Source organism: Burkholderia sp. Bp9090 (genome assembly GCF_003857985.1).
GTDB lineage: Bacteria > Pseudomonadota > Gammaproteobacteria > Burkholderiales > Burkholderiaceae > Burkholderia.
The window spans coordinates 1-17,649 of sequence record NZ_QTPV01000076.1 but is presented as its reverse complement, the minus strand read 5'-3'; the positions used below and the strand labels follow the sequence as shown (position 1 = coordinate 17,649).

General features: G+C 70.3%; 18 protein-coding genes. 10 read left to right on the top strand and 8 right to left on the bottom strand.

The features are described from left to right. Positions 1-252 (bottom strand): hypothetical protein (locus DIE16_RS36860; protein ID WP_185735553.1); only part of this gene is annotated, 252 nt, incomplete at its 3' end. A gap of 36 nt (positions 253-288) precedes the next feature. Next, positions 289-1,134 carry an aldo/keto reductase gene (locus tag DIE16_RS35615; protein ID WP_124894388.1) on the bottom strand — a complete coding sequence of 282 codons (846 nt, stop codon included), beginning with the start codon at positions 1,132-1,134 and terminating at the stop codon, positions 289-291. Positions 1,135-1,302: 168 nt separating this feature from the next. Between DIE16_RS35615 and DIE16_RS35610 the strand changes: the two genes are divergently transcribed. After that, the gene (locus DIE16_RS35610; protein ID WP_044845577.1) at positions 1,303-2,049 is read left to right on the top strand and encodes a GntR family transcriptional regulator; all 747 of its coding nucleotides are present in this window, start codon (positions 1,303-1,305) and stop codon (positions 2,047-2,049) included. Between the two features lie 37 nt (positions 2,050-2,086). On the opposite strand, the gene DIE16_RS35605 is transcribed toward DIE16_RS35610, so the two are convergent. After that, positions 2,087-3,478: a CoA transferase gene (locus tag DIE16_RS35605; RefSeq protein ID WP_124894387.1), complete on the bottom strand. Its 1,392-nt coding sequence runs from the start codon at positions 3,476-3,478 to the stop codon at positions 2,087-2,089. Positions 3,479-3,617: 139 nt separating this feature from the next. Between DIE16_RS35605 and DIE16_RS35600 the strand changes: the two genes are divergently transcribed. Further along, positions 3,618-4,850: a citrate/2-methylcitrate synthase gene (locus tag DIE16_RS35600; protein ID WP_124486982.1), complete on the top strand. Its 1,233-nt coding sequence runs from the start codon at positions 3,618-3,620 to the stop codon at positions 4,848-4,850. Here DIE16_RS35600 and DIE16_RS35595 read toward each other — a convergent pair. Next, positions 4,823-5,146, bottom strand: coding sequence for a DUF2917 domain-containing protein (locus DIE16_RS35595; protein ID WP_124523001.1), 324 nt, complete (start codon positions 5,144-5,146; stop codon positions 4,823-4,825). The genes DIE16_RS35600 and DIE16_RS35595 overlap by 28 nt on opposite strands. Before the next feature lie 191 nt (positions 5,147-5,337). On the opposite strand from DIE16_RS35595, the gene mdtD reads away from it, so the two are divergent. Both mdtD and DIE16_RS35580 read left to right on the top strand, forming a co-directional pair. Further along, entirely contained in the window at positions 5,338-6,777 is a 1,440-nt protein-coding gene (mdtD, locus tag DIE16_RS35585) for a multidrug transporter subunit MdtD (RefSeq protein ID WP_044845573.1), read from the top strand. Between the two features lie 180 nt (positions 6,778-6,957). Then, positions 6,958-8,232 (top strand): EAL domain-containing protein, encoded by a 1,275-nt coding sequence (locus DIE16_RS35580; protein ID WP_044845572.1) that lies wholly within the window; start codon positions 6,958-6,960, stop codon positions 8,230-8,232. 16 nt (positions 8,233-8,248) lie between these two features. On the opposite strand, the gene DIE16_RS35575 is transcribed toward DIE16_RS35580, so the two are convergent. Next, positions 8,249-8,863, bottom strand: coding sequence for a bifunctional 2-polyprenyl-6-hydroxyphenol methylase/3-demethylubiquinol 3-O-methyltransferase UbiG (locus tag DIE16_RS35575; RefSeq protein WP_124486980.1), 615 nt, complete (start codon positions 8,861-8,863; stop codon positions 8,249-8,251). Positions 8,864-9,103: 240 nt separating this feature from the next. After that, positions 9,104-9,628 carry a DUF962 domain-containing protein gene (locus tag DIE16_RS35570; protein WP_124523000.1) on the bottom strand — a complete coding sequence of 175 codons (525 nt, stop codon included), beginning with the start codon at positions 9,626-9,628 and terminating at the stop codon, positions 9,104-9,106. An 81-nt stretch (positions 9,629-9,709) separates the two neighbouring features. Between DIE16_RS35570 and DIE16_RS35565 the strand changes: the two genes are divergently transcribed. Together DIE16_RS35565 and chrA are read left to right on the top strand one after the other, a co-directional pair. Then, positions 9,710-10,417: a Crp/Fnr family transcriptional regulator gene (locus tag DIE16_RS35565; protein WP_124894386.1), complete on the top strand. Its 708-nt coding sequence runs from the start codon at positions 9,710-9,712 to the stop codon at positions 10,415-10,417. Positions 10,418-10,558: 141 nt separating this feature from the next. Continuing rightward, the gene (chrA, locus tag DIE16_RS35560) at positions 10,559-11,770 is read left to right on the top strand and encodes a chromate efflux transporter (RefSeq protein ID WP_124894385.1); all 1,212 of its coding nucleotides are present in this window, start codon (positions 10,559-10,561) and stop codon (positions 11,768-11,770) included. Positions 11,771-11,880: 110 nt separating this feature from the next. Here the strand turns inward: chrA and sodB are convergent, their stop codons facing one another. Continuing rightward, positions 11,881-12,459: a superoxide dismutase [Fe] gene (gene sodB, locus DIE16_RS35555; RefSeq protein WP_124486975.1), complete on the bottom strand. Its 579-nt coding sequence runs from the start codon at positions 12,457-12,459 to the stop codon at positions 11,881-11,883. 240 nt (positions 12,460-12,699) lie between these two features. Continuing rightward, positions 12,700-14,082 carry an exodeoxyribonuclease VII large subunit gene (gene xseA, locus DIE16_RS35550; protein ID WP_124894384.1) on the bottom strand — a complete coding sequence of 461 codons (1,383 nt, stop codon included), beginning with the start codon at positions 14,080-14,082 and terminating at the stop codon, positions 12,700-12,702. A 450-nt stretch (positions 14,083-14,532) separates the two neighbouring features. Between xseA and lpxK the strand changes: the two genes are divergently transcribed. From lpxK to adk, 4 genes are all read left to right on the top strand, one after another. Next, positions 14,533-15,561, top strand: a complete 1,029-nt coding sequence (lpxK, locus tag DIE16_RS35545) for a tetraacyldisaccharide 4'-kinase (protein WP_124894383.1) — start codon at positions 14,533-14,535, stop codon at positions 15,559-15,561. Beyond that, positions 15,542-15,745: a Trm112 family protein gene (locus tag DIE16_RS35540; RefSeq protein WP_006750935.1), complete on the top strand. Its 204-nt coding sequence runs from the start codon at positions 15,542-15,544 to the stop codon at positions 15,743-15,745. The genes lpxK and DIE16_RS35540 overlap by 20 nt, the downstream gene beginning before the upstream one ends. 116 nt (positions 15,746-15,861) lie before the next feature. After that, positions 15,862-16,653, top strand: coding sequence for a 3-deoxy-manno-octulosonate cytidylyltransferase (gene kdsB / locus DIE16_RS35535; protein WP_044848576.1), 792 nt, complete (start codon positions 15,862-15,864; stop codon positions 16,651-16,653). 208 nt (positions 16,654-16,861) lie between these two features. Further along, complete coding sequence (gene adk / locus DIE16_RS35530) at positions 16,862-17,524, top strand: adenylate kinase (RefSeq protein ID WP_044848575.1); 663 nt, start codon at positions 16,862-16,864, stop codon at positions 17,522-17,524. The last annotated feature ends 125 nt before the right edge of the window (positions 17,525-17,649 follow it).

Genomic DNA, 17,649 nt, shown 5'->3' with positions numbered 1-17,649 from the left:
GGCGGTGGTTCCGGCGGTGGTTCCGGCGGTGGTTCCGGCGGTGGTTCCGGCGGTGGTTCCGGCGGTGGTTCCGGCGGCGGCGGCCATGGCACCGGCGGCCATGGCACCGGCGGTCACGGCAACGGCGGTGGCAACGGTAATGGCAACGGTAGCGGCGGCGCTGGCAACGGTGGCGCCAACGGCGTCGGCAATGGCAATGGAAGCGGCAGTGCCGGCGGCAATGGCGGCAACGGCGGATCGTCCAGTGGCCATGGCCACTGACCGACGCGTCGCCTGCCCCCCACACGGTCAGAGCATTTCGAGCGCGCGCTTGCTGCGCGGCGGACGGAAGTACCCGTCGAGTTGCGCGCGCTCGTCATCGCTCAACACGAGATCGAGCGCGGCGCGATTGTCGCGCACGTGCTCGATCCGCGACGTCTTCGGAATCGCGAACACGCCCGGCTGCGCAAGCACCCAGGCGAGTGCGACGCGCGTGACCGACACACCGCGCTGCCGCGCGATTTCATCGAGCGGAGAACGCTTCGGCAGCCGTCCGTGATCGACCGGGCTGTAGGCCATCGCCGGCATCCGATGATCGGCGAGCCACGGCAGCAGGTCGAATTCCGGGCCGCGCCGCGCGATGTTGTAGAGAATCTGGTTGGTCGCGCACGCGCCCCCGCCCGCCTCGTCGACGAGCTCGGCCATGTCGGCCGTATCGAAGTTGCTGACGCCCCAGTGGCGGATCTTGCCCGCGCGTCGCAGCGCCTCGAACCCCTCGACGGTCTCCTCGAGCGGCACCGAACCACGCCAGTGCAGCAGGTACAGGTCGAGACGATCGGTACGCAGACGCTTGAGGCTCGCGTCGCACGCGGCGACGACGCCGCGCCAGCTCGCATGATGCGGATACACCTTGCTGACCAGGAACACGTCGTCGCGCAGGCCGGCGAGCGCCTCGCCGACGAGTGCCTCGGTCGCACCGTCGCCGTACATCTCGGCGGTATCGACCAGCGTCATCCCGAGATCGATCCCCTCGCGCAATGCGGCGATCTCGTCCGCCCGGCGCGCGGGCCGCTCGCCCATTTCCCAGGTGCCCAGGCCGAGTTTCGGAATCGTCTCACCGTCCGGCAGGACGACCGTGGCGATCGTGTCTGTCATGTGCTCCTCGCTGCGGATTCGTGGCCGCGCACCCGCGGCCGAAGCATCAAATACGACGCATCAGTGTAGTCAATCGGTGCGGCGTCCACCTGTTACACGGCAAAAACCGGCTATAACGGCACCGCATGATGACTTAGAATGGCCGGCACCCTGATCGATACCCATTCCATGAAGGCACCCACGGACGACCGCTGGCAGGACCTGCGCCCCGACCCCGACAACGACACGCCGCTCTACCTGCAGCTCGCCCGCAAGCTCGGCGACGCGATCCACGACAATCGCTGGGCGGCCGGCGAGGCGCTGCCGTCCGAACGCGTACTGTCCGAAGCGCTCGGCGTGTCGCGCATTACCGCGCGCAAGGCGATCGCGCTGCTCGTCGAGCAGGGCCTGATCCGCCGCACGCAAGGCGCCGGCAACTTCATCCGGCCGCGCTACGAGGATCCGCTGTCGCGGCTGTCGAGCTTCAGCGAGATGCTCGAGCGCCGCGGCTTCAAGCCGAGTTCGCAATGGCTCGAGCGCGAAATCCAGCCCGCGAATCGCGACGAAGTGATCCAGCTCGGCCTGTCGCCGGCCGCCTCCGTTACACGGCTGAAACGCCTGCGCCTCGCCGACGGCATCGTGATGGCCGTCGAGAACTCGACGTTCCCCGCCACGCTGATTCCCGATCCGCAGGCGATCGGCGGTTCGCTGTACAGCTATCTCGAAGCGCGCGGCACGCCGATCGTGCGCGCACTGCAGCATTTCCGCGCGGTCAACGCGACCGACGAGATCGCGCAACAGATGGGCATCGCGCCGCACGACGCGCTGCTGCTGATCACGCGGATCGGTTATACGGCCGACCAGCGCGCGATCGAACTCACCGATACCTACTGCCGCAACGACTACTACGACTTCGTCGTCGAACTGCGCAAGTAACGCCGGCAATACTCACGGCGTACGGCGCCGCCGGCGCTCACAACCAGCATGCTTCGTCCGTGCCGAGCGGCACGGGCGGCCTCGAGAAGCGCGGCGGTGTCGCCGACAGGCGTTCGGCCGGACGCACGGCATCGATCGTGCCGAACGGCGACGCGCTCCGGTCGATCCGGTCGCGCACGTCGTCGAACGTGAAATCCGGCGCCCGCAGGCCGTCCGGCACCGTGCCGAACGATTGCAGCCAGCGCCCCGTCTGCGCGAGCGAGAGCCGCACGTGCCAGCTCCCCCCTTCCGTCGCACGGCGCGCGAGCGCGATCATCGCGCCGAACGCCGCGAGATAACCCGTCGCATGATCGAGCGCCTGGCATGGCAGATGGCGCGGGCCGTCCGCGTGCGCGGCGTGCTGCTCGTGCCACGCGATACCGCTCGCCGACTGCACGAGACTGTCGAAGCCACGCCGCATCGACCACGGCCCCGCGTGCCCGTATGCGGACACCGACACGCAGACGATGCCGGGCCGCAGCTCCGCCAGCGCCTGCGGCGAAAACCCGCGCGCCGCGAGCGCGCCGGGGCGATAGGCCTGCAGGAATACGTCGGCGTCGCGTGCGAGCGCGCGCAACGTGGCGACACCGCCCGCCTCGCGCAGGTCGATCCACGTCGAGCGCTTGCCGCGCCCGTTGTCGATCACGAGCGACGAGATGTTCGGCAGGTGCGGGCCGTTGACGAGCAGCGTCTGTGCCCCGTGCGATGCCAGCGTGCGGCCCGCGACCGGCCCCGCGATGATGCGCGTGAGATCGAGCACGCGCACGCCCGCGAGCGGCTGGTCGGGCGCGCCGTGGCCGATCGCCTCGACGGGCGCGTCACTGATCCGCTCGATCTCGAACAGCGGCAGCGACGCGAGTGCCCGTGCCTGGTCGTGCGCCGCCCATTCGTCAGGGGTTCTGATCAATGCCGCGCACAGGCCGGCCTCGGCGAGCGCGGTATCGAGTGCCGCGCCGTCCCACGTGCGGATCGCCGCGGCCACGTCATCGCGCTGCGGGCCGCTGCCGAGCACGTCGAGAATCCCGTGCAGGTGATGCGGAAAGTTCGCATGCAGCTGGATCCAGCGCCCGTCGCGCGTTTCGTAGAAGCCCGTCACCGGATGGCGCGGCTCGGGCGGCAGGCCGTCGTCCACGCGCAGGTAGCGTTCGCTGCGAAACGCGACGAGCGCGTCGCGCATCGACACGTCGACGCGCTGCGCGACGCCCGTGCGCAGCCGGTGGCATTCGGCCGCCGCGAGCCCGGCCGCCGCGATCGTCGCCGCGGCGAGCGTGCCGACGTGGAATGCCGACGGCAGCGTCGGGTCCTGCCCCGCCACGGCCGCGCGGGCCAGTGCGCGCGGTTCGCCGTGCGCCAGTTGCCACAAGTGGGTCAATGCGAGTTCGGGGGTCATGGTGGAAGCGCGCCGTGGAGGAGACGCATTCGAGTCTAGAATTCGCGACAGGCGCGATCAATCTTGATTGCGCGAATCAACGCATAACGAATAGTTGTAGCCGGGCCGCGCTTCATGCGCCCCGACAGGAGCGATCGGCATGACGTCCCTCAGCGCGCCGGAAGCCGCCGGCATCCTCGGTGTCAGCGTGAGCACCCTTTACGCGTATGTGAGCCGCGGCCTGCTGCGCTCGCTGCCCGACGGCGCGAGCAAGCGCCGCCGCTACGACGCGGACGAGGTGCGCCTGCTCGCGCGCCGCCGCGCCGATGCAAAGCGCGCGGGCGGCGTCGCCGAACGCTCGCTCGACTGGGGCGTGCCCGTGCTCGAATCGCGGATCACGCAAATCGCCGACGGGCGCCTTCACTATCGCGGCGCCGATGCGATCGCGCTCGCGAACGACGCGACGCTCGAGGAAACGGCGGCCCGCCTGTGGGATTGTCCGCCCGCGCGGCTCGCGGCGGCAGGCCTTGCGTCGATCGGTTTCGACACCGCCCAGTGGGAAGACTGGGCCCGCCGCTGGGCCCATCTCGCGCCGCTCGAGCGCACGCTGGTGCTGCTCCCCGCCGCGGCCGCCTCGCTGCCGCGCCTGTGGGCGCAGGGGCGCGACGCGCAGTTCGACGCGGCCACGCTGCTGCTGCGCGTGACGACGGCCGCGCTGGCCGGCATCGCACCGGGCGACGCGCCCGTGCATCGACAGCTCGCCGCCGCGTGGCGGATCCGGCGGCGCGACGAAGCCGACCTGCTGCGCCGCGCACTCGTGCTGTGCGCCGATCACGAACTGAACCCGTCGACCTTTGCGGTGCGCTGCATCGCGTCGACCGGCACCCATCTGTTCGGTGCGATCGCGGGCGGGCTCGCGGCGCTGTCGGGCCCACGCCACGGCGGCGAGACGTTCCGCGCGGGCGCCCTGCTCGACGAAGCCGCGCGGGCCGCCGACCTCGACCGCTACCTCGCGCTGCGCGTCGCACACGACGAACGCGCGGACGGCGCACGCACGGCGCTGTCCGGTTTCGCGCATCCGCTCTATCCCGACGGCGATCCGCGCGCACGCGCGTTGCTCGACGCACTGCACGCGACGCTGCCCGCCCGGGCACCGCTGCGCATGGCCCGCGCGCTGGCCGCGCGCGTCGAGGCGGCGACCGGCCTGCGGCCGTCGATCGATTTCGCGCTCGCGGTGCTGGAGCGCACGCTTGCGCTGCCCGACGGCGCCGCGTTCACGCTGTTCGCGGCCGGCCGCACCGCGGGCTGGATCGCGCACGCACTCGAGCAGTACGCTGACGGCAAGCTCATCCGGCCCCGCGCGCGCTACGTCGGCAGCGACGCGGCTGCCTGAGCGCGGCCGCCGCGCCATGCGGCGAGCCGCCGCCACGCGCTCGGCGCGGCCTGCACGGCCGGCGCCGCCTGCGGGCCGAACGCGAACACCGCGCCGCCCGCCGCCGCGCTGATCCATACGCGCATGCCGGGCAGCAGCGCCAGGGTCTCGCCGGCATGCAACCAGTGATCGTCGGGCCGGCCCTCGATCGTCAGCCACAGACCGCCGTCCGCGACCTGCAACGCGGTGCGATCGACGATTCGCCACCGCCCGGCCGGTTCGTTGCCGTCCATCTCGTAGAGTCGCAGTTCGCGCATGGCCGCCTCCGGGTCGTGTGGGTTCGATGACGCCAGTATTTCGGACCGTGGCGACACACGGACAGATACGCCTGCAGACACTTTCGACTGAACTGTATCGGTCCGCCGCCGGACAGGCGTCCGGACCGATCCTGCGTGGCACGGCGGCTTTGCCTACAATGGCGGCTGTCCCGCGCCACCGGTCCGTCCCCATGTTCCAACGTCCGCCCGCCGCCGCTCCCGGCGAAAAGAACCTCACCATAATGCTCTGGCTCGTTGCGACGGGCTTCTTCATGCAGACGCTCGATGCGACGATCGTCAACACGGCGCTGCCGTCGATGGCAGTGAGTCTCGGCGAATCGCCGCTGCGGATGCAGTCGGTCGTGATCGCCTACTCGCTGACGATGGCGGTGATGATTCCCGTCTCGGGCTGGCTCGCGGACACGTTCGGCACGCGGCGCGTGTTCTTCAGCGCGATCCTGGTGTTCTCGCTCGGTTCGCTGCTGTGCGCGAATGCGCATACGCTGTCGCAGCTCGTCGTGTTCCGCGTCGTGCAGGGGGTGGGCGGCGCGATGCTGCTGCCGGTCGGGCGGCTGGCCGTGCTGCGCACCTTCCCGGCCGAACGCTACCTGCCCGCACTGTCGTTCGTCGCCGTTCCCGGGCTGATCGGGCCGCTGATCGGGCCGACGCTCGGCGGCTGGCTCGTGAAGATCGCGTCGTGGCACTGGATCTTCCTGATCAACGTGCCGGTGGGCGTCGCCGGCTGCGTCGCGACCTTCTACTCGATGCCCGACGCGCGCAACCCGGCCGTCGGCCGCTTCGACCTGAAGGGCTATCTGCTGCTGACGATCGGGATGGTCGCGATCTCGCTGTCGCTCGACGGGCTCGCCGATCTCGGGATGCAGCACGCGGCCGTGCTCGTGCTGCTGATCCTGAGCCTCGCGTGCTTCGTCGCGTACGGGCTGTACGCGGTGCGCGCGCCGCAGCCGATCTTCTCGCTCGAGCTGTTCAAGATCCATACGTTCAGCGTCGGCCTGCTCGGCAACCTGTTCGCACGGATCGGCAGCGGCGCGATGCCGTACCTGATCCCGCTGCTGCTGCAGGTGAGCCTGGGCTATTCGGCATTCGAGGCCGGGCTGATGATGCTGCCGGTCGCGGCGGCCGGGATGTTCTCGAAACGGATCATCACGCGCCTGATCACGCAGCACGGCTACCGCAAGGTGCTGCTCGCGAACACGATCATGGTCGGGGTGATGATGGCGAGCTTCGCGCTGATGCGCGACACGGTGCCGGTGTGGGTGAAGGTCGTCCATCTCGCGCTGTTCGGCGGCTTCAACTCGATGCAGTTCACCGCGATGAACACGCTGACGCTGAAGGATCTCGGCACCGGCGGCGCGAGCAGCGGCAACAGCCTGTTCTCGCTCGTGCAGATGCTGTCGATGAGCCTCGGCGTCACGGTCGCGGGCGCGCTGCTGGCCACCTTCACCGGGATGCTGCGCACGGTGACGCCGAGCAACACGCTGCCCGCGTTCCATGCGACCTTCATCTGTGTCGGGATCATCACGGCCGCGTCCGCGTGGATCTTCGCGCAACTCGCGCCCGACATCCGCGGCGGCACGCAGCACAAGACCGATCCGTCCGAACGCGCGTGACGCACGGCGCGCGCCGCCACAATCGCCACGGCGGCGCGCCGCGCACCATGTCGGTGCAGCACGGCTGCACCGCGCGCGCCCTGCCGGCCGCGACGGCCCGCCGCACGGGGCACGATGCCGTGCATGCTTCTTGCTCGCCTATTCTGTAGGTAAACTGGCAGTCTTCCTTCGGCCGACATCATGAGCATGATCGACATCGATCCACCCGGCTTCCAGCCGCCCCGCCCCGTCGCCGGCGACGACGGGAAGCGGCGCACCGTGCTGTACGGCGCATACACCGTGTTCAGCGTGTTCCAGCCCGTTTTCTCGGTGTCGCACCGCCGCGCGATCGGCTATCACGCGTCGCTGCGCGCGCACGACGAGGACAGCCGCCAGGTCGCGTCGCACGAGGTGTTCACGCAGGCGGCGCGGCGCGGCGACCTGCTCGAGCTCGGCCGGCTCGCCGAATCGCTGCATCTCGGCAACTTCCACGCGTTCGACAGTCACGACGAATGGCTCTTCCTGAGCCTGCACCCGGCGGCGCTGATGGACACCGTCTACGGCGACGCGCTGCTCGCGAACCTGAAGGCGCTCGGCCTGCCGCCGCATCGCGTGGTGCTCGAGGTGCCCGAGCAGGCGGGCGGCGAGACGCCGCGCTATGCGGCGATCGTCGATGGGCTGCGCAAGGCCGGCTTCCTGATCGCGCTCGGCGGCTTCGGCGCGAAACATTCGAACATCGACCGCGTGTGGCACCTGCACCCCGACATCGTCACGCTCGACCGCGGGATCCTCGCGCAGGCGAGCGAACACTCGCATCTCGAGCGCGTACTGCCCGGGCTCGTGTCGCTGCTGCACGAATCCGGCCAGCTCGTGCTGATGGGCGGGCTCTCGACCGAGCGCGACGCGATGATCGCGCTCGAATGCGACGTCGATTTCGTGCAGGGACAGTACTTCGCGGGGCCGAGCGTCGACCCCGTGCAACCGCAGGCCGCCGCAGGCTGCATGGATACGCTGTCGGCCGCGTTGCGGCTGCGCGTCGCGCAACGCGAGCGCACGCAGGCCGAACGCCTCGCGCCGTATGTCGCCGCGCTGGAGGAAGCCAGCCGGAAGCTCGTCGCGGGCGAATCGCTGATCGACGCGGCCGGCGCCGTGCTCGGGTTGCCGGAAACCGCGCGCTGCTTCCTGCTCGATGCATCGGGCCGCCAGATCGGCGACAACGTGCTCGCGCGCGGCAGCGTCTCGCAGCGGGCGAAGCGCTTCCGGCCGCTGCTGCATTCGGAAGGCGCGAGCTGGGAGCGCCGCCCCTACTTCATCCACGCGATGCGCGCGCCCGGCCGCGTGCATCTGACGCCGCCGTACCTGTCGATCAACGAAGCGCACCTGTGCGTGACCGCATCGATCGCCGCGCCGGCCGCGACCGGCATGCAGGTGCTGTGCGTCGACATCAACTGGGAAGCGGCACTCAGCCGCGAATGAGTTCGCGCGGCCGCGCTCACGCGGCGCCGTCGAGGGCGTTGGCGCGGCGCGCGATCAGCCGGTGCACGCGCTTGCCGGACGACGCGCTGACCACCTCGTGCTCGTCGATCACGTGCATGCCGGCGCCGAGCGCCGCATGCATGCGCGCCGAATCGAGCGGCGTATACAAGCGGCCGCGCTCGTCGCGCAGCGCGCCGTTGCCGGCCACCCGCCAGCTCAGGTACAACGTGCCGCCGGGCATCAGCAACCCGGCCAGCCGCGCGGCCGCCGCTGCAGCATCCGCCTGTTCGAGGTGCATGACGACCGTCTCGCACAACACGTTTCGAAACGCGCCGGCCGGCACGCCGGCGAGCGCCGGCAGCGCAGCCAGCTCGAAGGTCAGCGACGGGTGGCGCAAGCGCGCCTCGGCGAGCAGCGCGGCGCTCGCATCGTAGCCGCGCACGTCGAATCCGCGCGAAGCGAGCCACGCGGCGTCGCGTCCCGCACCGCAGCCGACGTCGGCCGTCGGCCCGGGCGAGAAATACTGCTCGAGCAGTGCATACATGTCGTCGGGGGCGGCCTGGTCGAGCCAGTCCTGCGCGTATTGCGCGGCATGGGCTTCGTAGGCATCGAGAGTCGGGCGATCCACCATGGCGATTGCTCCGCGTACGCGTCCTGTCGTGCGACGCACCCCGCATCTTAGCCGTTGCGCGTCGCGCGTGGGATGGCGGGCGACGCGCGGCCCCGCGCCGCTCGCAGGTCGCCGGCGCGGTCAGTTCGGCCCACGGCGCATCGCCGCGCCAGGGCCGGCCGCGATGCCGCCGCGAACCGGCCGCCGAGGGCGCAGCCGACCGCGTCCGCGCCGAACCCGCAGGCCGGCGCGGCCGACGCGTCAGATATGCGAATGCGCGCCGCCGTGCACGGGCCCCGCGCGCCGCTCGACCTCGCGGCGCACGTCGCCGCGCAGGCCCGCGAAAAACGCGACTTCGGCGACGACGAACAGCGGCCCGACCATCAGCCCGACCAGATCGTCGACGAACGCGGGCTTGCGCCCCTCGAACCAGTGCCCGACGAACTGTACGATCCAGCCGACCACGAACGCGCCGATGCCGATCCCGAGCCATTGCGCGGTCGGCAGCAGCGCGAGCGTCTGCGCGGCCCACAGGCCGAGGGCGAACAGCGCGGTCATGACCGCCCCGAAGCGCAGGTCGAGGCGCAGGTAGAACACCGCGAACGCCACGGCGAGCAGCAGCGCCGGCGACAGCGCGACACCGGCCAGCGTGCCGAGCGCCGGCCGCGACAGCAGCACCTCGACCGCGAACACGATCATCGGAATGCCGACCAGATGCGTCGCGATGTTGCGCGCGTCGCGATGGTAGGCCGCATACTGGGAAAGGTGGTCTTCGAGCGTCTTCATGGCGTCTCCTGAACGATCATTGGGCGCTATGATGCGCGTCACGCCCAGGAAACTCTGTCAGCTACCCGACATCGCGTGCCCATGCCCTCGCCGCTCGCCCCGTACCTGCCGCAGATCGAAGCGCACCCGTGGTTCGCCGCGCTGCCGCGGGCGTTGCGCGACGACCTGCTCGCCCGCGCCGCGTTGCGGCACCTGCCGGCCGGCCACGCGCTGTTCCGCCGCGGCGACCCGCCATGCGGGCTGTATGCGGTGCTGGCCGGCGCCCTCACCATAGGCGCGGTCGATCCGCAGGGCAAGGAAGCGCTGCTGACGGTCGCCGAACCCGTCACGTGGTTCGGCGAGATCGCGCTGTTCGACGGCCAGCCGCGCACGCACGACGCGATCGCGCTCGACGACACGCTGCTGCTGCACGTCCCGCAGCGCGCGCTGCTCGCGATTCTCGACACGACGCCGCAATACTGGCGGCAGTTCGCGCTGCTGATGGCGCAAAAGCTCCGGCTGAGCTTCCTGACCGTCGAATCGATGAGCGTGATGCCGGCCGCGCAGCGGCTTGCCGCACGGCTGCTGATGATCGCCGACGGCTACGGCGGGATCAGCGCCGGCCGCACGCGCATCCGGCTGTCGCAGGAAAAGCTCGCGGCGATGCTGTCGCTCACACGGCAGACCACCAACCAGCTGCTGAAGGCGCTGCAGGCCGACGGCGTCGTGCGGCTGCATGTCGGCGAGATCGAACTCGTCGATGTCGATGCGCTGCGCCGGGCGAGCGGGCCGCCTGACGGCACTCACTGACGGCACGCACTGACGACGCGCCGCCTCCGTCCTGACGCGCCCGTCGTGACGCCATCGAGCGATCGCCGCAACGCCGCATTCCCGCCGTCATCGCTTCGCGCTATCGTGGCGGCTCGTTCGTCCTTCTCCCCGCATACGCGCTTGAACACGTCCACCCTTACCGCCCCTTCCCGCCACGCGTGGCCTGTCTTCGTCGCGTTCCTGCGGCTCGGCCTCACGTCGTTCGGCGGGCCCGTCGCGCATCTCGGCTACTTCCGCGACGCGTTCGTCACGCGGCGCGGCTGGCTGACCGAACGCGCGTATGCCGATCTCGTCGGCCTGTGCCAGTTCCTGCCGGGGCCGGCGAGCAGCCAGGTCGGGATGGCGATCGGCCTGTCGCGCGCGGGTTATGCGGGAATGTTCGCCGCATGGCTCGGCTTCACGCTGCCGTCGGCGCTGCTGATGATGCTGTTCGCACTCGGCATGCACGCTGCGGGCATGCCGGTCGCGGCCGGCGCGCTGCACGGGTTGCGGATCGTGTCGGTCGCGGTGATCGCGCAGGCGGTGTGGGGCATGGCGCGCACGCTGTGCCCGGATGCGCGCCGCGCCACGCTGATGGCGGTCGCGGCCTGCCTCGCGCTGCTCGTGCCGGCCGCATGGCTACAGGTGGCCGTGATCGTCGCGGCCGGCGCGGCCGGCTTGGTACTGTTGCCGCAGCCCGAGCGCGGCGCGCACGATCCGCTGCCGCTGCACGTGTCGCATCGCGCGGGTGCGCTGTGGCTCGTGCTGTTCGCCGCATTGCTCGTCGCGTTGCCGTTCGCGGCGGGCGCGCTGCATTCGCATACCCTCGCGGTGGCCGACGCATTCTTTCGCACCGGCGCGCTGGTGTTCGGCGGCGGGCACGTCGTGCTGCCGCTGCTGCAGGCAGCCGTCGTCGCGCCGGGCTGGGTCGGCGATTCGGCGTTCCTCGCCGGCTACGGTGTCGCGCAGGCCGTGCCGGGGCCGCTCTTCACGTTCTCGGCGTTCCTCGGTGCGTCGCTGCGCGACGCGCCGAACGGCTGGCTCGGCGCGACGATCGCGCTCGTGTCGATCTTCGCGCCGTCGTTCCTGCTCGTCGCGGGCACCGCGCCGTTCTGGGAACGCCTGCGCCGCAGCACACGCATGCAGGCCGCGCTCGCGGGCGTGAACGCGGCGGTGGTCGGGCTGCTGCTCGCCGCGCTGTATCACCCGGTATGGAGCGAGACGATCGTGTCGCCGCGCGACTTCGCGGCGGCGCTCGTCGCGTTCGTCGCGCTCGTGTTCTGGCGGGTGCCGCCGTGGGCCGTCGTGATCGCGAGCGCGGCGCTCGGCTGGTTGGCGACGGCGCTCGCCTGATCCGGCAAGTGCCACGCATCGATTCCCGCCCGACAAAAACAAAAAAGCCCTCGTGACGAGGGCTTTTCTTCGGGTGCCGCGCGCCGCAACGGCGCGCAGTACGCATGGCCTTACGCGAAGTTCTTCGCTGCGAAGTCCCAGTTCACGATGTTCCAGAACGCTTCGACGAACTTCGGACGTGCGTTGCGGTAGTCGATGTAATACGCGTGTTCCCACACGTCGATCGTCAGCAGCGGCTTGTCGGCCGTCGTCAGCGGCGTGGCGGCGTTGCTCGTCGACACGATGTCGAGCGAACCGTCGGCCTTCTTCACGAGCCATGCCCAGCCCGAACCGAACGTGCCGACTGCGGCCTTCGAGAACGCTTCCTTGAACGCGTCGTACGAACCCCACTTCGCGTTGATCGCGTCGCCCAGCGCGCCCGACGGTGCGCCGCCGCCGTTCGGCGACAGGCTGTTCCAGAAGAACGTGTGGTTCCAGATTTGCGCGGCGTTGTTGAAGATGCCGCCCGACGACTTCTTCACGATCTCTTCCAGCGACAGGTTTTCGAATTCCGTGCCCGGGATCAGATTGTTCAGGTTCGTCACATAAGCCTGATGATGCTTGCCGTAGTGGTACTCGATCGTCTCTTTCGAGATGGTCGGCGCGAGTGCGTCTTCAGCGTACGGGAGCGGCGGGAGCGTATGAGCCATGGCGATTCCTTCGTTGAGTATGTAGGGAGGCTGTGTTGAATGCTGCCGAGCGTCCGATTGTAGGCGAGTCCGAATATCCCCGCAAACTCACGGGCATTTATCCGCGGTATGCAGAAAATCGGCGTTCCCGCTTCATCCGGCAGGACCAGAAGACGGATGCGCAGCATCCGTTCCCGCGCCGGGCGCCGGACCATCCGGAGCGCCGGACGCGCGACCTTCGTTCCGCTTACGCCGCCGCCGTCAGATCGTGTCGGTCAGCCGCGGCTGCACGTCGGCGAGCGATACGTCGGCCGAGCCTTCGGCGAGATGCACGGTCAGGCGGCGCTGCGGTGTCAGCGCATTCGGCGCGCGCACCGCGCGGCCGGTCTGCGTGTCGATCAGCGCCGCGTAGCCGCGCTCGAGCGTGCGCTGCGGGCTCAGCACCTCGAGCCGCGCCGCGCAGGCCGACACGCGCGCGGTATCGCGCTCGTGACGGCGCTGCAGCGCCACCGCGAGACGTTGCGACAGCCCGGCGAGTGCCTGACGCGCCTGCGCCGGGTCGGGCCGCGCGCGCTGCCAGCGCAATTGCGCGAGCGCGAAACGCGCACGCGCGTCGCGCACCGGCCGCGACGCGGCCGAGGCGAGCCGCACCGCCAGTTGCTCGACGTGGGTGCGCTGCCGCTGCAGCCGCTCGGCCGGGCTGACGAGCCGGCGCGCGAGCCAGTCGAGCTGCTGCGCGCGCTGCTCGAGCCCGCGTTCCAGGCAGCGCGCAAGCGCGCGCTGCCGGTCGGCCACCTCGCGCAACAGCAACGCGCGCTGCGGACTCGCGAGCTCGGCCGCGCCGGTCGGCGTCGGCGCGCGCAGGTCGGCCGCGAAGTCCGCGATCGTGAAATCGGTTTCGTGGCCGACGCCGCTGACGACCGGCAGTTCGCTCGCCGCGATCGCACGCGCGAGCGCTTCGTCGTTGAACGACCACAGATCCTCGATCGACCCGCCGCCGCGACAGACCAGCAGCACGTCGACCTCGCGCCGCGCGTTCGCCGCCTGCACGGCCGCGACGAGCTTCTCGGCCGAGCCCACGCCCTGCACGGGCGCCGGATAGACGATCACCGGGATGTGCGGCGCGCGGCGCGCGAGCGTGGTCAGCACGTCGCGCAGCGCGGCGGCCTGCAGCGACGTGACGATGCCGATCGCGCGCGGGTGCGCCGGCAGCGGCCGCTTGCGCTCGGGCGCGAACAGGCCTTCGGCCTCGAGCTGCGCCTTCAGCCGCAGGAACGCCTCGTACAAGCGCCCCTGGCCGGTACGCCGCACGGCCTCGACGTTGAGCTGCACTTCGCCGCGCGGCTCGTACATCGTGACGACCGCGCGCACCTCGATCCGGTCGCCTTCGCGCGGCGTGAATTCCGCGTACTGCGCGCGACCGCGGAACATCACGCAGCGCATCTGCGCCTGCTGGTCCTTGATCGAGAAATACCAGTGGCCGCTCGCGGCGCGCGTGAAATTCGACACTTCGCCCGAAATCCACAGTAGCGGAAACGAGCGCTCGAGCATCGTCGAAATCGCGCGATTGAGCGCCGAAACGGGAATCACTTCGTCGCCGCCGCGGGTCGCGCCGGGAGCGGAAAAAGGAGAGTCGGAAAGCATGGGCGGTCGGATGAATGCTGGCGGCGACACGATAGTCCGACACGCGCGCGACGTCCAGCGCCGCCCGCCCGCGCTGCACCATTTGAAAGGTGTCCACACTCTGGCAATCGTCCATCAAAAACGCTTCAAAACCGCGGAAAAACCCAGACGATTCCTCGCAACGCATTGATTTTTATAGTTTTTTAAACCTTGCAGTTTGATTTGCCGCCGATTCGATGTCCGCCCGGCGGGCGTTTCACGCGGACAGGCCGGGAGTTTTTCACAGAGTTATCCACAGCCCGTTCCGTTCCGGCCCCATCGGGTGCGTCGCCCGGCCGCGCTTGCCGCGCCCGCGTGCGGCGCGCTAGAGTGCCGCCTTCCGAACCCCTTGCGGCATGCGCCGCCCCACGGAGAATCCGTCTTGACGAATCCGTCCCACGCCGCGGCGCAAGACGCGCCGCGCCCCGCCCGATGAGCGCGCCCGGCGGCCCGCTCGCGCGGCTCGAAGCGCGCCTCACGCGCGAATGGCAGCGACGCGGCGCCCTCGCATGGGCGCTCACGCCGTTCGCGTGCGTGTTCGGCCTGTGCGCGACGCTGCGCCGCACGGCCTACGCGCAGGGCTGGAAACAACCGGTCGACGTCGGCGTGCCCGTCGTCGTGGTCGGCAACGTGACCGTCGGCGGCACCGGCAAGACGCCGACCGTGATCGCGCTCGTCGACGCGCTGCGCGCTGCCGGCTTCACGCCGGGCGTCGTGTCGCGCGGCTACGGCGCGAACGTGAAGGCGCCCACCGCGGTCACGCCCGCGTCGCGCGCGAGCGCGGCCGGCGACGAACCGCTGCTGATCGCGCGCCGCACCGGCGCGCCCGTATGGGTGTGCCCCGACCGCGTCGCGGCCGCGCAGGCGCTGCGCGCCGCGCACCCGGACGTCGACGTGATCGTCAGCGACGACGGCCTCCAGCACTACCGCCTCGCGCGCACGGTCGAGCTCGTCGTGTTCGACCACCGGCTAGGCGGCAACGGCTTCCTACTGCCGGCCGGGCCGCTGCGCGAGCCGCTGTCGCGCCACCGCGACGCAACGCTCGTCAACGATCCGTACAGCGGCGCGCTGCCGCCGTGGCCCGACACCTATGCGCTCGCGCTCACGCCGGGCGCCGCGTGGCACCTCGACCAGCCGGCGCTGCGCCGCCCGCTGTCGCAGTTCGCGCACGAGCGCGTGCTCGCCGCGGCCGGCATCGGCGCGCCGGAACGCTTCTTCGCGACGCTGCGTGCGGCCGGCCTCGCGCCGGCGACGCGCGCGCTGCCCGACCATTACGCGTTCGCCGACAATCCGTTCGTCGACGACGCGGTCGATGCGATCCTGATCACCGAGAAGGATGCAGTAAAATTGGGCGCTTCCTGGCGCGACGCTCGGCTGTGGGTCGTCCCCGTCGAAGCCGCGCTCGATCCTCGCCTCATTGCCCTCGTTGTGGAGAAACTCCGTGGACGCTCGCCTGCTTGAAATCCTTGTGTGCCCTATCTGCAAAGGCCCGCTCCACTATGACCGCGCCGCGCAGGAGCTGATCTGCAACGCGGACAAGCTCGCCTACCCGATCCGCGACGGCATCCCCGTGATGCTCGTCGACGAAGCGCGCCAGACCGTCGAAGGCACGCCGGTCGACCCCGCCGGCCCGGCCGGCAGCTAAACGCCGCACCGCTGCACCGGCGCCCGGCCGCGCTTCTTCGCGGCCGCGTGCCGGCCCTGCCGGGCGGCCCGCCTTCGACGCGCCGCCCGCCCCGCTCTTCTCACCGCTCAGCCCCGATGACTCATCCGCAGCCCTTCATCGCCGTCATTCCTGCCCGGCTCGCGTCGACGCGCCTGCCGAACAAGCCGCTCGCCGATCTCGGCGGCAAGCCGATGGTCGTGCGCGTCGCCGAGCGCGCGCGCGAAGCGGGCGCGCAGCAGGTGCTCGTCGCGTCCGACGCGCAGAGCGTGCTCGACGCGGCCCGCGAGCACGGTTTCGAAGCGGTGCTGACGCGTGCCGACCATCCGTCCGGCACCGACCGGCTCGCGGAAGTCGCCGCGACGTTCGGGTGGAGCGACGACACCGTCGTCGTCAACGTGCAGGGCGACGAGCCGCTGATCGACCCGGCGCTCGTCCGCGACGTAGCGTCGCACCTCGCCGCGCACCCGGACTGCGCGATCGCGACCGCCGCGCACCCGATCCACGACGCGGCCGACGTGTTCAATCCGAACATCGTGAAGGTCGCGCTCGACGCGCGCAACGTCGCGATGTACTTCTCGCGCGCGCCGATTCCGTGGAGCCGCGATGCGTACCAGCCGCACTGGCCCGACGTCGCGGCCATGCCCGCACCGGCCTTTCCGGTCTATCGCCACATCGGACTCTACGCCTATCGCGCGCGTTTCCTGCGCACCTATCCGTCGCTCGCGCAGGCGCCGATCGAGCAGGCCGAGCAGCTCGAACAGCTGCGCGCGATGTGGCACGGCGAGCGCATCGCGGTGCTGATCACCGAGCATGCACCCGAAGCCGGCATCGATACGCCGGCCGATCTCGCACGCGTGCAGGCCCTTTTTCGGCCGGGTTCAAAATAACCCGTGGCATAATCAGGCGATTGTGCGAGCCGTCCGCGACCCGCGCGTCCTAGCTTGACCCTGCCACGGCCCGTCCCGGCAGCCGCGCGTCGCCTTTCGCCGACGCGCCGCATCAGACCGGTCCGCCGCGCGCAAGGCAAGCCCCGCGCACGCTGTCGCCGACGCTTTTGCGTCTCGCCACACGAATCTACATACCGGAGATATCACCATGCGTTTGATCCTGTTGGGTGCGCCCGGCGCGGGCAAGGGTACCCAGGCAAACTTCATCAAGGAAAAGTTCGGCATCCCGCAAATCTCGACGGGCGACATGCTGCGCGCGGCCGTCAAGGCCGGCTCGCCGCTCGGCGTCGAGGCGAAGGGCTACATGGACGCCGGCAAGCTCGTGCCGGACGCGCTGATCATCGGCCTCGTGAAGGAGCGCCTGAAGGAAGCCGACTGCGCGAACGGCTACCTGTTCGACGGCTTCCCGCGCACGATCGCGCAGGCTGACGCGATGAAGGAAGCCGGCGTCGCGATCGACTACGTGCTCGAAATCGACGTCCCGTTCTCGGAGATCGTCGAGCGCATGAGCGGCCGCCGCACGCACCCGGCATCGGGCCGCACGTACCACGTGAAGTTCAACCCGCCGAAGGTCGAGGGCAAGGACGACGTGACGGGCGAACCGCTGATCCAGCGCGACGACGACAAGGAAGAAACCGTCCTGAAGCGTCTCGAAGTGTACGAAGCGCAGACCAAGCCGCTGATCACGTACTACGGCGACTGGGCGCAGCGCGGCGAGGAAAACGGCCTGAAGGCCCCGCAGTATCGCAAGATCTCGGGCCTCGGCAGCGTGGACGAAATCCGCGAGCGTGCGTTCGACGCACTGAAGTAAGCACCGCGTCGTGCACCGCAAGCCGCCCTTTCGGGGCGGCTTTTTTTTGGTTCATCGAGGATTACCGGGGAACGCGGCGCGGATCTTGAGGAAGAAGTATTCGTCGTCGCGGTACCCGTAAGCCC